The following is a 14,372-nucleotide window of genomic DNA, read 5'->3' on the forward strand; positions in this document are numbered from 1 at the left end:
CAAACTCTTCATTTTGGTTGATAGTTCCGCTCGTGACAATTTTTTATCCATTTGTAGCGAGTTAATATGAAAAAAATACTAGCGGGGGTTCTCGGTTTATTGTTCTCTTATTCAGTAATCGCTTCGACATCAAAAACGGTTCAAAGTGATGCTGCAATTCAGCAAACTATCCTTGAATACATTAACAGTTATCGAGCGCAACACCATCGACCTCCTTTAAAGTTAGTGCCGATCATTTCTCTTGAAGCCCAGCGTCATAGTTTGGAAATGGCAAGAAAGCAAATGTCATTCGGACATCAGGGATTTAATAAGCGGATTGATGTGGTGTACAAAAAAATTAAGTTGTGTCGGGGAGGCGCTGAGAATATTGCTTATATGAAAATTCCGGCGAGAGAAGTTGCCAGACGATGGACAGAAAGCCCAGGTCATCGGGCCAATATTCTTGGGAATTACAATCTGACCGGTATTGGTATTGCAAGAATTGAAGGGGGCTGGATATATTATACACAAATGTTTATCCGAAGCGATGATCCGTCTTACCGTGGTTGATTTTTGTGTGTCTCTCGTGCCCCATCTAATTCAAAAAAATAATACAAAGGTCTGGTTAGTGGATTGTCAGAACCATTGCTCACAATGTTGTTAGATTAATGTATAAAGAATGTAGACAAGTAACTACATTTGTTCTATATTGTAGGTATGTAGCTACAAATAAAGGGGTTGGCAATGGCAATTTCCACTTTTTCTAGTCGTGAATTTAATCAAGATGTCAGTAAAATAAAGAAGGCTTCTTCGCATGGGCCTGTTTTTATTACTGACAGAGGACATCCGGCTCATGTCCTTTTAACAATTGAAGACTATTTAAAATTATCTAAAACTAAAGAAACAATAGTTGATTTGTTAGCTATGCCTGATACTACAGATTTAGACTTTGAGGCACCAAAGCTAAAAGGAAATATTTATCGTACAGAGGAGTTTGATTAATGTATTTAATGGATACAAATGTAGTATCAGAAATAAGAAAAGGTGCCAAAGCTAATATTAATGTAATATCCTGGGCTAGAGCCGCATCTACGGCATCCTTATTTTTATCAGTAATTAGCATACTTGAGATAGAAATGGGGATTTTACAGAAGGAACGTGCAGATCCCTCTCAGGGAGCAATTTTGCGCACGTGGCTTAATGCCCATGTGCTACCTGCCTTTGCAGATCGAATTTTAAACATAGATGGTGCAGTTGCACAACAATGCGCTAAGTTTCATATACCTGATAGTCGGTCAGAAAGAGATGCATTAATTGCAGCGACAGCTTTAGTTCATGGATTGGTGGTTGTAACAAAAAATATAAAAGATTTCGAAGATTCAGGATTAGAGTTGCTAAACCCATGGGAACCTCGATAAGAGGTTTTAATTGTCAGATTAAGTCAGAATTACTACAGCTAAATTTGTTACCACCAAGCGATTATGTCGTATCTTAATTACCAAGCGAAATTGACGGATTCTAATTAATCAGTGATTTTCTGAAAGCATTTAAAGGTACTTTTAGAGGTTGCTAAGGATGATTATTATGGATTCGAAGACTCAACTCACGGTTCGTTTGAGCACTGTCTTAAAGAGCATCGGTCTTATACGGATTACGATGATTTCCTGCTGAACAAGGGGTTGATTAAAAAAGAAGAGCCCCCTGTCGAAAAGCAGGAAGAGGCTGAGACGGTTGAAACAATGATTGAATGTGTCGCGGCTGGAAAAGAACCTTCTGAAAAGACGGATACGGCACAGGAAGAGCAAGCGCCTTTAAGCGTTGCAGATAAAAAACAAACCTCTAATCGCCGCTCGAACAGGAGAAATAAAGGCAAACAAGCTGCTATCCCTAAAGATGAGCCAAAAGAAACCACGGCCAGCTTGTCGGGCAATTCTCGAAGTCTTTCGCAAAGAATAGATTCTCTACCCACGGGAGATGTGCTGGCTCGTTCACCTAAATTTTTCAATTCAGGAACTGGAGGCAAATTTGGCTTGCCGGGTTCTCTCGAAGAAATAAAAATGCAGTTAGATAGCGTCGCAAATGAACAGGCTGCGTATCAGGATGAATTGCTGAAAGCCTTGCAGAAGCGCAACTCATTGGAGGTAAAGGGAGCTGCTTTAAAACAGAAATGGGCTTCACTGCAACAGGAAAAGCGGGAGTTGATGGCACAAAAACCGAGATTGTCCAGGATAGAAGAGAAGATTCAAACCGATTTAAATAATCTGTTTGATTCTTTTTCCGAAAGCGCTTTGGATAATACGTTTAAAAAGAACCACCCCCAGGAAACTATTTTCAGATGGCTGATTCTGACTGAAAATGGAGGCAATGATTGTTTTATCTCCCGATTAAAAAAAGAGAATGATAAATGGATGGCGTTGAAGCGTTATTTTATAAATAATCCTCTGGAGCTGGAGCATTATTTTTCTTTAAAGGCGCTGGCTAAAAAAGATTCTATTTCGGGTCAAAGCTATTTCGAAATCTTATGTCTCAGACAACATGGCCTTGATTTTCTTAAAGAAATGTGGGATTCAATGGTCATTCCTGACATGCTGGATACAGAGACCCTATCCCGGTTTAAAGATATTCTGTTTGCTGCTCCTTCTGTCAATACATGGGATGATTTGATTGGAAAGAATAGCTTATTAATGTTTCTGTTAAACCACCCGACAGGACGTCCTCTGTTCAAAATTCTATTCAGCAGCCAGTTGTTCCCCTCTTTATGTTGCAAGGACATAGAAGGAAATACCCTCTTGCATTGGGCAGTAAACAATCAGCGCGTGAATATTATTGTAGCGATTATGGCAGCAAGAGCGAGCGCTTTAAAGGACGGGTTTGTCATGGAAGAGCAGGATGTATTTGAGGTAAAAAATAAAGAAGGGTTAACTCCGCTGGAACTGGCTAAAAAATTAAATCTGCAGCTCGCATTAAACGCATTGGATTGCTCACGTTACGAAAACCCTGCGCCTAAAAAAGGGAATGCCCCGGTATATGATGTGCAGTATTTACGAACTAAAATACAAGAGATCTCTACGACGAGAGGTCCGATTCTTATCCCTGAAGTTGAACAATTGTCAGGAGAGATTAGCGAGCTTGAAATCGCGAAAAGAATTCATACACGCAAATTATTGTTAGATAAAAATTTAACCAGACAAGGGGCGCGTAATAAAAATCAATTAGACAGGCAAATCCGGGTCATAGAAGGATTAATAAAAGAAAAGCAAAATCAACAAAATGAGGTAATAAGAGAGGCAAGACTTAAGGCAATGATTAGTTTATCCAGAGACCAACTAAGTACTCAGGAAATCTATGAAAATCTGGATATGCTTATCATTAATATCCCTGTGGATTTGTTATATACATTTTTAATGGCTACTGGAACGCCCAAGGGTCTTCCTCTGCTCATGCATCTGTACAAAAATAATTCCGATGGCATAAGCTCCTGGAAGTGCTTTCAGAATTATCTGCAAGAGAACCCGGTTTTGGTTAATTACAATTTTTCTCTGGATGAGTTATTCAAGCAGTACAACGATTTGGGTAAAACCCGTTTTGAATTACTTGCGCGTAAAAGGGAAGGATTGGACTTTTTGTTCTCGATTTTTAATATTCTGTCAATTCCGGAAAAAGTGAATATAGAGTCACACAGGAATATCATGGTCAACTTGTTTGCCGATATTGCCATTCAGCAGTGGGGTAGTCTGGACGAGTCTCAGTCTTTGCTGATGTACCTGCTTAATCGACCACAGGGACGTTTTGTACTTTCCAAATTACCTGCGGATCTGTTCTTCAACCTAATCAGACAGCAGGACTCTCAGTGGAACAGCTTCCTGCATTGGGCTGCTGCAAATCGGCGTGTTGATTTGATTTCAATGGTGCTCGAGCTTAAACAGAAAGCTTCAGACAAGATTTCAATACAGCAATTTATAGATTTGAAAAACGAAGCAGGTGAGACAGCGCTTGATATCGCCAAAGCGCATAATTTTGAGCAAGGGATTACGCTGTTAACTGGGCAAACGGCATTAAAACCAGGCATTGCGTCTTATACCTCTCTGTATCATCCTCCGGCGGCTGCTGCAGAAGCTACTAATTCATCGTCCGTTGCTTTAACCGAGACTGGTTCGGTTACCTTGAGTTAAAGTTGCCTGTTTTTTCAAATGCCCGCTAGACTTTAAATTCAAGGATACGAAAAGGGGCGGTCATGAAGCTTGAAGATGCGGAAAAAATGGATTTAATGAAGCAGTTACAGGCAATCAGAATTCTGGCTGGTAACACAGCAGATGAACAGTTATCGGCTCAGCAAGCAGGCATTATGAGTCAGGGAGGTCATTATAATGCCGCTGTGAATGATCTTGCCAAAGCCCAGGCGCGTGTTCAGGATTCCACAAAAAAAACAGGTCATTCGTTTCTGTCTTCCACATCCTCTACCCTTTCTGATGTGTTTAATCTGATAAAGGATGGGATTAATGGTAAAATGAATGATTATCTGCAGGAATTACTTTCCAATGCCGAAATTATGGCGGCAGTTAAAAATAAGGATGCCAAAGACCCGAATAGCCGTAAGGTGCTGGAGATCAATGTGACCATTGCCTCAACCATGATTGATAAATATGCCGGCCTTTTGGAAATATTGCTTAATAAAAAAAGTTTGTCTTCTCCTCAGCAGCAATTAATAAAGGATGCTAATCAATCGATAAGTCATGCCGCAGAACGCTTAAGACGAGTTAACTTCATGCGTGCCTTTAATAGCCTGGATGATTATGCGACAGTATATATGGCCCAGCACCACAAAAGCAGCTGTTTTTCCAATTGGTTCTCCTCCTCTCCTTCCAGGGCATACAATAACCTGATTCACTGGTTTGAGGATTTAACCCGTGAACCCTTATCCGCGAAAGAACTGATGGGGGCGATATATACCATTCGCAAACAAATCGGTCAGTTAAAAAATGAGGAAGAGCGGGCTGCTATTCGTGACGGACTGGATCAGATGCTCAAAGATAATGCCTGTCCTGTATTCAGTATTGATGCTCTGCAGGTTGAACTGAAAGAGTATATCGATGCCTTTGGCAGGCGGATTGCAGAATTGGGACTTCAATGGCCTGCCCCCTTTGCCGCAGAAACGCTTCCTGCTATGCAACAGGTAATGACTGCTTAAAGCAATTATTGTAGGTTGGGCCCTTGGCCCAACAAACGCTTGAGCCACTCCCGGACTCAATGTTGGCCCAAGGGCCCAACCTGCATGTTTGTTCGCGGGATCCCATTAAATCACGCGCTGCCGCGGCTATAACTTCTGTGAATAAAGTAATCCACGCAACTGATCAATTTCAGCGAGCAGATCCAGAACCAGTCCTGCACCCGCCAGATTAACGCCCAAATCCTGGTTGAGCCGAATAACCGTACGGATACGTCTTAAGGCTTCATCGTCAAATAGCCACTCATTGCTTTCGTTCCTACTAACCGTAACAATACCTTCCTGAACGATTTCGATGATTGTCTCACGGGTAACGCCAAAGGAATGGCTGATTTCCTGCAAAGAGAGTGAAAATAGCTGTTCGCATTCCATTGTGCCAGTCTTTTTATCGCTCATGAGCTGCTCCCATTTTTTCACGCGGATTAAAATGAACGCTTTTAGCCATTTGCTCGAAAAGCCTGTTCATGTCGCTGTTTTCAGTTTCCGGGATCCTGATTTCCAGAGTAATGTATTGGTCGCCCGGCGGATTACCTGGCAGGCCGCGTCCTTTAAGACGCATCTTTTTACCTGTCTGAGAGTAAGCCGGAATTTTCATGTTTACTGTGCCGCCCAGTGTGGGTATCTCAATATTAGCACCAAGAACTGCTTCCCAAGGCGTAATAGGGACCTTCAGATGGATATCTCTCTTCTCCAGATGAAATAGAGGGTGGGGAGCAATATGAATTTCAATATACAGATCACCGCGCTTGCCTGCGACCCGCTCTCCGCCCTGGCCTTTCAGCCGAATTTGCTGTTGATTGCCAATTCCTTTGGGAATTTTTACCCGGATGGAGCGTTGCTGATACTCCAGTTCCCCCTGTTTATTGATCGAAGGCATCTGGAGCTGAAGTATTTTTTCACTACCCTGGTAGCTGTCCTCAAGGCTGATGGTCAGCTGGGCATGGACATCCTGGCCTTGATCGTAAAAGCCTGATTGCTCGCGCCTTGCTTGCCGGCCGAATATGGAACCCAGAAAGTCCTCAAAATCGGCAGGATCGAAGTCACTATGACCAGTATACTGATACTGGGGTTCATAGTCCTGGCCATATTGTTGCTGGGCTTCGCTCTGCTGTTTCCAGTATTGACCGTATTTATCGTATTTCGCTCTTTTTTCCGGATCTTTTAATACCTCATAAGCTTCTCCCAGTTCCTTGAATTTTTCTTCGGCACCGGGTTCCTTACTGACATCTGGATGGTATTTTCTTGCCAGTTTGCGATAGGTTTGTTTGATTTCATCCTGGCTGGCCGCTCTATCCAGGCCCATGATTTGATAATAATCTTTAAAGTCCATTGTTATTTCTTGCCCGTCCCTATGCTGGAAATAGTTAAAGTATAGCCTGCCTGGTGCAGGCTATAGGCTCAATCCAAACGGATAGTATAATGGAAGCTGCCGGTTCCTTCATAGGACATATCCACAAAACGCATGCCTGAGCAATTAGCATGAACTTTGGGATGCATCATAAATGGCCCATCCTGAAGATGGAGCACACACCAGCTTCTGCCATCGTTGGTTGCGACGGTAATGTTGGCGCGCCCTTTGCGGCAGGCGGGAGTGTCACGAATTTCAAAGCTTAAATGACTCAGAACCTGCATAAAAAGCTCAGGAGTCGTATTGGCATCAACGATGGCAATATCAGGGCGGCTGTCGTCGCTTATACGGAAAAAGTCGCTATATCCGCAGAGGCTGGGATTCGCCTGAGCTTGAAATGCAGTGAAACCACAGAATAAAAATAAAGCCATTTTTTTCATCAATTGTTTCTCCCTTATTAAATCTGGAAGGATTATATACTGGTCTTAAGGGAATAAACAGCTTTGGCTCATCGACATGTGTTTCTTTTAAAGTTGACGTTCAGGCTTATCGAGCCTATTTTAAAAGAGGATTTTAGCGGATTTTTCTTAATGAAAAAAAATATCATTCTCCTGATTGTTTCTTTCGCCTTATTCATGGAGGCCGTGGATACCACGGTGTTAAATACGGCTATTCCGGTGATTGCAAAAAGTCTGAATGTCAATCCGATTAACTTAAAAATTGCTCTAATCAGTTATCTGGTCAGTCTGGCTATTTTTATCCCGGTCAGTGGCTGGATAGCCGACCGTTTTGGGGCAAAAAGAGTGTTTATTCTGGCGGCTATGCTCTTCACCGCCAGTTCTGTGTGGTGCGGTTTTACCGATAACCTGCCTGAGCTCATTATTGCAAGAATTACCCAGGGAGTCGGCGGTTCGCTTACTTTGCCGGTGGGCCGGCTCATCATCATGCGTACCTGTGAGCGTCATGAGCTGGTGAGCAAGATGAGTGTGGTGGTTATGGTTGCTGCGATTGGGATGATGCTGGGGCCGGTGCTCGGCGGGGTAATCAGCAATCATTTCTCATGGCGCTGGATTTTCTGGGTTAATGCGCCAGTTGGTATCCTTACGGTCATTCTGGCAATTTTTCTGCTGCCTTCCATGCCTTCGCGGCCGATGCCGCCTCTGGATAAATGGGGATTTATTCTTTTTGGCAGTGGTCTGGCCATGTTAACCATTGGCTTGTCAGTTCTTAGCGAATCGGATGCGCGGCATGTTCTGGTCGTTCTAAGCCTGCCGCTGGCGTTTTGTTTGTTATTTTTATACGCCTGGCATTCTTACAACAGGGCTCATCCCATAGTAAAAATCGAACTTTTTCGCATACGAACCTTTCGGGTATCGATACTGGGAAATCTGTTTGCCAGGCTCGGATTCGGCGGCTTTCCCTTTTTATTACCGCTGTTACTGCAAATTGGCCTTGGGTATAACTCTCAGACTTCCGGATTATTACTGGCCCCTACGGCTTTGGGTGTGCTGATTGTAAAACCCTTGTCGGTGCATATCCTGCGCTGGTTCGGGTATAAAAAGCTGTTAATCGTCAATACAATACTTGTAGGCATCGCACTTGGCATGTTCGCTTTCATTAATGCACAGACCAGCTTCATTGCGATAGCGCTGCTCAGCTTTTTTTATGGGTTATTAATATCCTTGCAATATACCGGGATGAATTCTCTGGCTTATGCGAATGTGGATGCAGAAGAAATGAGTGCGGCGACCAGTATTGTCAGTACTACTCAGCAGCTTGCACAAAGTTTCGGAGTTGCCGCGGCGGCATTGCTAATCAGAATTTCAGCGAGTCTGAGCCATGATCCGGCGTTGAGCATCCGAAGTTTTCATTTAACCTTTATTGCCATGTCCTTACTGACTTTTGCCTCGATCGTTATTTTTATTCAGCTTAAAAAAGAGGACGGACACGAGTTAATCGACATCCCGGTGAGAACTGCCACGGTATGAAAACCACGGATTTATTTATATAGGTTGGGTCAAGGGCCCTACAGATAATTGCGAAAACTCCCCCCTGCACAATTAACTGAAACAGTTCCGAACTTCATCAGGAATAGGGATTGATTTATTCAGCTTATAGTCCACCCAGACTACTTTGCTTATGCCCTGGGCCATTAATTCCTCATTTTGAAACAGGTCATGGTCAATGACAAAGCTTGAGCGGCCAATACTGTGAATGCTGCTGTCAAGCACCAGAGTGGCGGGATAAATAACCGGCTTTAAATAGGTACAGGCGGTATGAATAACCACAGGCCCCGTATTTTGTTTCAGATCAATGTTCAGCGTTGCCAGCCATTCAATCCGCGCTTCTTGAAAATAGTCGAAATAGCGTGCGTTATTGACATGTCCCAAGGCGTCCATATCACCCCAGACAATAGAAAAAATGCGCTGATGTACTTTATTTTTTTGAGTCATGATAAATCCAGGGGATCAATATCAATATTCCAGCGAACGCTGGAATGTGTTTTATCTATTGTTAACCATTCCCGCAATTGGGTCAACGCATTTTGCAGGGGCTTTCTCGCCGGTGATTTAAGCAATAACTGCATGCGATGCTGGTGTCCTTTACGCGCCATCGGGGCAGGTGCCGGGCCAAGGACTGTAATCATAGACGCAGACAAACGCTTTTTCATCTCCTTAAGTGCCGCCATCACTTTATCGGGATGACGTGCCTGGGCTCGAATTAAAGCCATGTAGTGAAAGGGCGGCAAAGCAGCTTGCTGACGCGCTGTTAGCAAGGCATCGGCAAACGCGTTATAGCCTTCTCTAATCAGCAAATTAAGATAGGGGTTTTGCGGAACATGCGTCTGAATAATCACTTTTCCAGCAAGGGAGGCTCTGCCGGCGCGCCCCGAAACCTGAGTTAGTAGCTGACCTAACTGTTCAATAGCTCGGAAATCAGGGTGGAAAAAGCCGGCATCAGCATCAGCAATAACCACCAAAGTCAGTTTAGGGAAATGATGTCCCTTGGCCATCATCTGGGTGCCGACAATGAGTTGGGCTTCTCCCTTGGTGATTAGCTCAAGCCGCTTGCTCAGCTCGTTTTTTCGACTCACTTCATCGCGATCTACCCGCATAATCTGGTAATCGGCAAATTCTTCCTGCAAAAACTCTTCCAGGCGTTGGGTACCTGTTCCCAGAGGTAAAAGTCCCGGGCTCTGGCATTTCCTGCAGCCTAAAGGCGCTGATTGATTAAAGCCGCAATGATGACAGATTAGCCGATTAATCTGCCGATGAAAGGTCAGATGGCTGTCGCAGCCAGGACAATCCGCTATCCATCCACAGAGCTGGCAGAATAAAACAGGAGAAAAACCGCGGCGGTTGATAAAGATAAGAACCTGATTGTTTTGCTGAAGCTGTTCTTTAATTGCCTGCAGGGTCGCCGGGGCTAAACCCTGATTAAGCAGAGTATTTCGCAAATCAATTACCTGAAATTGCAAAGCGGATTGATTCAGTGCCTTGTGATGTAAAGGCAAATTCGTATATTTTCCCAGTCTGGTATTGTGAAGTGTTTCGAGACTGGGGGTGGCAGAACCCAGAATAACCGGAATATTGGCGGTATGAGCACGCATTAAAGCGGTATCGCGGGCTGAATAACGAACACCTTCCATTTGCTTTAATGAACTGTCGTGTTCCTCGTCAATAATGATTAGGCCCAGTCGAGGCATGGGGGTAAAGACAGCGGCTCTGGTTCCAATCACAAGCCCCACCTGGTGTGCCGCAGCTAATTGCCAGGCCTTGCTTCGTTCGGTTTCATTAAGCCCCGAGTGAATAACGGCCATCGGATAGTCAAAACGTTCCTGAAATCGACGCAGCAATTGCGGTGTCAAGCCGATTTCTGGTACCAGAATCAGAACCTGAAGCCCCTGGGCAAGCACTTTGCTGATGCTTTGCAGATACACCTCGGTCTTCCCGCTGCCGGTTACTCCATAAAGCAGAAAACAATGGTAATGGTGAAGATGTGCATGAATTTCCTTAACCGCCAGTGTCTGTTCTTCATTGAGCAAAAGAGGGTTTTTAACCTGATTTTCCTCCAGGGGCAGCAATGGCCTGATGGTTAAGGGTTTTAAGTTTTTCCCGTCGCGCAGCTTTTTAGGCAAGGCCAGCGGCAACACCTCGGAAAGTGGGGATTGGTAATACTGACTTATCCAACGACAAAGTTTCAGTATCTCGTCACCGATGATCGGTTCTTCATCCAGCAATTCACTAATGGCTTTTAATTTGTCTGCCGGCAGGCTTGAGTCTGACTTACCGGTTACGATGCCCAGCCTGATTTTATTACGAAATGACACGTAGACTCTGCAGCCGGATGCTGCCTGTATCCCATCGGCCAGATAGTCAAAACTATCCCGCATGGTATGGGGGATACAAACATTGAGAACCTCAGTCATTTGCCTGCCTGTGTTGCCGCTGCCACTCATGACTTGCTGATTGGCCAGGAGCTGAAAACACTTTTACAACGACTTTTTCAATACGGTGTCTGTCCAGCTCTTCTTTTTCCTTGATTAATTCCTCAACAAACCAGCGCGATAATTCTTCTACCGTAATATTGGTTAAAGGCATTAAGGTGACGTCTTCTTTCAGGAAGGGTATTTTCTTCTTGTTAAACACAAAATAATAATATTCCTCATCTTCTGAAAACTGAAGAAACGGCGAATACTGGGGCATCAGAAATGTTTGATTCAAAAAACGGCAGAGATTATGGATGCGTTGTTTATAGTAGCGGTAGTCAAAGGTCATTCCGTTTTCTTCTACCCAGGTCGTTAAAGCCAGATACACGCCATACATATGGCCATGCAGGGGCTCTCTTTCGGTGGCCGAAAATATGGTGGTGTGTCCTGCGGAAAATTTCATGGATTCTTTCTGCAATTCGACGGTAGTCAAATATTTACTCATTTTATAAGCTCGCTCGTTTATCTTGTAATTGAAAGCCCGCCAAGTCTCCGTCATAGTGCTTTGACAGGGCAATTACTTTAAATAATTCACCCATTTCACCAGGTTGAATCAGTTGTTTGACCGCTTGAGCGGCTCTTAAGCGCTGCCCTTCGTCCTGAATCGCTTCCAGTAAGCTTAGCAAACCATTCCCCAACAAAAAAGCAGCCTGATTGGTATAGCCGCTCACATCAAGGCCGGCTGCAATCGCCGCCTCGGCAATCTGTGTGAAATCCACATGAGCAGTAATATCCTGTTGGCCGATGTAAACAAGAGCATTAGTATGGGCCTGATGCTGATAGTGGCACATGAGTGTGCCCTGATTTCGATCGGGATGGTAGAATTCAGCGCGAGGAAAACCATAATCAATTAAGAGCATAACCCCCTGCTCGAGACTGGCGGCACACTGCTTAATCCAGCCTTCCACGTATAGATTAGCCTCTGATAAATAAGGAGAATAATCTTTCGGCAAGACTTCACTCAAATAAGTTAGCAGGCGGGTATTGGTGCAGGGTTTGAAGATTTCTTTCAATTGTTCCTGCTCGTCAAGGACGACATAGCTTTCACAAATGCCATCGTCAGTTTGCAGAAAACGATGAACCGGCATGGCGTCCAGAACTTCATTGGCCAGAATAATCCCCGAAAAGGCCTTTGGCCATTCGCTAATCCATTCTACCCTGGAGGCCAGCTCAGGAATTTCCTGCTGAACAAGCTGTTTCTGCCGTTCGCGTAAATGACCGCTGACTTCAAGTATGTAATAAGTTTCTGGCAGCGTCTCTTTTCTGGCCAGCTGTTTCAATAGCTCGACGCAGAGCTTCCCAGAGCCTGCTCCAAACTCGAGGATGATACCGGAACCCAGATGCGTTAAAATTTCCCGGCATTGTTCGCCCAGGGTCTGTGAAAAAAGCGGACTTAACTCCGGGGCTGTAATAAAATCACCTGAAGCACCGAACTTGGGATGAGCAGAGGTGTAATAGCCATATTCCGGTGAATACAAGGCAAGATGCATAAATTCTGCAAAGGAAATGACCTCATTCTTTCTGAGATGCGCGATTAAGGGTGTTGGGACATTCATAATTAACAGGCAAAAGGGGGAACATACCTTGAATCAGGACAGGAAACAAGTCAGAAAAGTGGCATTGATTACTGGCGCGGCCCGACGCATCGGCGCAGTCATTGCCGGGCACTTGCATCAGGCAGGTTATCGGGTGGCTATTCATTACCATCAATCTAAGGCAGAGGCGGATAGTCTGGCATTGCATTTTAACCGGCAGCAAGCCGATTCGGCACAGATTTTTTGTCAGAACTTATCCAGCCTGGAAAAAGGCGAGCAACTTATTGAGCCGGTTATCAACTGGGCCGGGCGGCTGGATCTGATAGTCAATAACGCGTCTCAGTTTACTAAAAACCATTTTGAGAACTTTGATGAAAGCTTATGGCATACGCTGTTCAAGCTGAATGTACAGGTTCCCTATCAGCTCAGCCAGGCAGCCTTGCCTTATTTAAAAAAGCAGCAGGGTGCGATTGTTAATATTACAGACATTCATGCTGAAATCCCTCTGAAGGAATATGCGATTTATTGTCAAACCAAAGCGGCTCTCCTGATGCAAACCCGTGCTTTGGCGAAGGAGTTCGCGCCAAAGGTCCGAGTCAATGCCGTAGCTCCTGGCTCGATTGCCTGGCCCGAAAAAGAAAATAGTTTATCAGAACAGATGCAGCAGAAAATCATCGATGAAACCCTTTTGAAACGTCATGGCCATCCTGACTTTATTGCCGAGGCAGTTCTGGCCATAGTGAAAAATGAGTTTATAACAGGCCAGGTGTTAAATGTGGATGGAGGACGTAGTCTGCGCTAGACGGTGTCAGATGCTTATTCATTCTGGTCATGTACTCTTTGATCGATGGTAATGAGTTCAGGGCATAATAGGTTTGCAATTGCACTGAACCAAGTTCTCGAAAATAATAACGAATCAGGCTTTTGCTTTGCAGCACGGCCTGAAACTCATTTTCAAGCCAGGATAATTCTTCAAGATGCCTTAGGAATAATTCAATGCGCTCCTCAAGCTCAACATCGAAGCCATTTGGGCTCAATAACTGCTGGTAAAGCCAGGGTTTGCCTGTGCCTGCTCGTGAAATCATGAATGCATCGCAGCCGGTTGCAGCCAGGGCGGCTGCTAAAGAATTTCTTTCGCAAATATCGCCATTGGCGATGACCGGAATCTTCACTGCTTTTTTAATCAAACGAATAGCCTGCCAGTTGCAGGCTACATCATAATCATCCTGCCAGCGCCGTCCGTGTACAATCAGAGCATCGATGCCGGTTTTTTCCAGCACCTGGACTAAGGCGAGATCAGAGTCAGTATTCTGCAGACGGATTTTTACCGTTAATGGACATTGAAGCGCATCGCGTACTTTTTCTACGATACGAACTAAATGATCGGGTGTCTCCAGAAGGGCGCTTCCGGCACCTCGTTTTCTGATTTTAGCTTTTGGACAACCGCAGTTAATATCAATCAGATCAGCCCCCATAAACTCCAGTTTTTTTGCAGCCTTTGCCATTAAATCCCCATCATTTCCCGATAACTGATAACATAATTTGTTCTCATCCGGTGCGCGATGCAGGTAGCGGTTTTTCCCGCTATGTTTGTAAATAACATCATGCGCTGAAATCATTTCCGAGACGCAATAGGCTGGAGGTGTGTAACGGTAAAATAAAGCCCGCATGGGCGAACAGCTAAAGCCCGCCAGTGGCCCCTGAATCAGGCGATGCGGCAAATTTAATGCGCCCAGGAACCAGGGAAGGGAACTATTATCTGTACTCGCAATTTCAGTAAACATCTGGCAGAATCCG

Annotated in this window: 15 protein-coding genes; 7 read left to right on the forward strand and 8 right to left on the reverse strand. The window is 44.5% G+C overall.

The annotated features are described in order from the left end of the window. Positions 1 to 66: 66 nt before the first annotated feature. The 5 genes from LXA66_RS08530 to LXA66_RS08550 all read left to right on the forward strand — a co-directional run bounded on the left by LXA66_RS08530 (position 67) and on the right by LXA66_RS08550 (position 5,167). Positions 67 to 549 (forward strand): CAP domain-containing protein, encoded by a 483-nt coding sequence (locus tag LXA66_RS08530; RefSeq protein WP_233012791.1) that lies wholly within the window; start codon positions 67 to 69, stop codon positions 547 to 549. 174 nt (positions 550 to 723) lie between these two features. Then, entirely contained in the window at positions 724 to 981 is a 258-nt protein-coding gene (locus LXA66_RS08535; protein ID WP_233012792.1) for a type II toxin-antitoxin system Phd/YefM family antitoxin, read from the forward strand. Further along, on the forward strand, positions 981 to 1,397 hold the full coding sequence (locus tag LXA66_RS08540) for a type II toxin-antitoxin system VapC family toxin (protein WP_233012793.1): 417 nt from the start codon (positions 981 to 983) through the stop codon (positions 1,395 to 1,397). The genes LXA66_RS08535 and LXA66_RS08540 overlap by 1 nt, the downstream gene beginning before the upstream one ends. 261 nt (positions 1,398 to 1,658) lie before the next feature. Next, complete coding sequence (locus LXA66_RS08545; protein ID WP_233012794.1) at positions 1,659 to 4,151, forward strand: ankyrin repeat domain-containing protein; 2,493 nt, start codon at positions 1,659 to 1,661, stop codon at positions 4,149 to 4,151. Between the two features lie 62 nt (positions 4,152 to 4,213). Beyond that, positions 4,214 to 5,167 (forward strand): hypothetical protein, encoded by a 954-nt coding sequence (locus LXA66_RS08550; RefSeq protein ID WP_233012795.1) that lies wholly within the window; start codon positions 4,214 to 4,216, stop codon positions 5,165 to 5,167. A 126-nt stretch (positions 5,168 to 5,293) separates the two neighbouring features. On the opposite strand, the gene LXA66_RS08555 is transcribed toward LXA66_RS08550, so the two are convergent. From LXA66_RS08555 to LXA66_RS08565, 3 genes are all read right to left on the reverse strand, one after another. Further along, positions 5,294 to 5,599: a chaperone modulator CbpM gene (locus LXA66_RS08555; RefSeq protein WP_112218688.1), complete on the reverse strand. Its 306-nt coding sequence runs from the start codon at positions 5,597 to 5,599 to the stop codon at positions 5,294 to 5,296. Next, positions 5,589 to 6,533, reverse strand: coding sequence for a DnaJ C-terminal domain-containing protein (locus tag LXA66_RS08560; RefSeq protein WP_233012796.1), 945 nt, complete (start codon positions 6,531 to 6,533; stop codon positions 5,589 to 5,591). Before LXA66_RS08560 ends, LXA66_RS08555 begins: the two co-directional genes overlap by 11 nt. 68 nt (positions 6,534 to 6,601) lie before the next feature. Then, a complete protein-coding gene (locus LXA66_RS08565; protein WP_133140911.1) occupies positions 6,602 to 6,994 on the reverse strand; it encodes a hypothetical protein in 393 nt (130 codons plus the stop codon). Positions 6,995 to 7,141: 147 nt separating this feature from the next. On the opposite strand from LXA66_RS08565, the gene LXA66_RS08570 reads away from it, so the two are divergent. Next, positions 7,142 to 8,539 carry a DHA2 family efflux MFS transporter permease subunit gene (locus LXA66_RS08570; protein ID WP_233012797.1) on the forward strand — a complete coding sequence of 466 codons (1,398 nt, stop codon included), beginning with the start codon at positions 7,142 to 7,144 and terminating at the stop codon, positions 8,537 to 8,539. 72 nt (positions 8,540 to 8,611) lie between these two features. Here the strand turns inward: LXA66_RS08570 and LXA66_RS08575 are convergent, their stop codons facing one another. The 4 genes from LXA66_RS08575 to LXA66_RS08590 are packed head-to-tail and all read right to left on the reverse strand — an operon-like array spanning position 8,612 to position 12,596. Beyond that, the gene (locus LXA66_RS08575) at positions 8,612 to 9,004 is read right to left on the reverse strand and encodes a thioesterase family protein (RefSeq protein ID WP_233012798.1); all 393 of its coding nucleotides are present in this window, start codon (positions 9,002 to 9,004) and stop codon (positions 8,612 to 8,614) included. Continuing rightward, on the reverse strand, positions 9,001 to 10,980 hold the full coding sequence (gene priA / locus LXA66_RS08580) for a primosomal protein N' (protein WP_233012799.1): 1,980 nt from the start codon (positions 10,978 to 10,980) through the stop codon (positions 9,001 to 9,003). The genes LXA66_RS08575 and priA overlap by 4 nt, the downstream gene beginning before the upstream one ends. Next, positions 10,973 to 11,485 (reverse strand): 6-carboxytetrahydropterin synthase, encoded by a 513-nt coding sequence (locus LXA66_RS08585; RefSeq protein WP_133140814.1) that lies wholly within the window; start codon positions 11,483 to 11,485, stop codon positions 10,973 to 10,975. Before LXA66_RS08585 ends, priA begins: the two co-directional genes overlap by 8 nt. Position 11,486: 1 nt before the next feature. After that, positions 11,487 to 12,596, reverse strand: a complete 1,110-nt coding sequence (locus tag LXA66_RS08590) for a class I SAM-dependent methyltransferase (protein ID WP_233012800.1) — start codon at positions 12,594 to 12,596, stop codon at positions 11,487 to 11,489. Positions 12,597 to 12,624: 28 nt separating this feature from the next. Here LXA66_RS08590 and LXA66_RS08595 point away from each other — a divergent pair, with 28 nt between their 5' ends. Next, positions 12,625 to 13,377, forward strand: coding sequence for a pteridine reductase (locus LXA66_RS08595; protein WP_233012801.1), 753 nt, complete (start codon positions 12,625 to 12,627; stop codon positions 13,375 to 13,377). On the opposite strand, the gene LXA66_RS08600 is transcribed toward LXA66_RS08595, so the two are convergent. Further along, positions 13,328 to 14,359: a tRNA-dihydrouridine synthase gene (locus tag LXA66_RS08600; protein ID WP_233012802.1), complete on the reverse strand. Its 1,032-nt coding sequence runs from the start codon at positions 14,357 to 14,359 to the stop codon at positions 13,328 to 13,330. The two genes, LXA66_RS08595 and LXA66_RS08600, sit on opposite strands and share 50 nt — an antisense overlap. Between the last annotated feature and the right edge of the window lie 13 nt (positions 14,360 to 14,372).

This window comes from Legionella sp. 16cNR16C (assembly GCF_021297775.1).
In the GTDB taxonomy this organism is placed as follows: domain Bacteria; phylum Pseudomonadota; class Gammaproteobacteria; order Legionellales; family Legionellaceae; genus Legionella_C; species Legionella_C quinlivanii_A.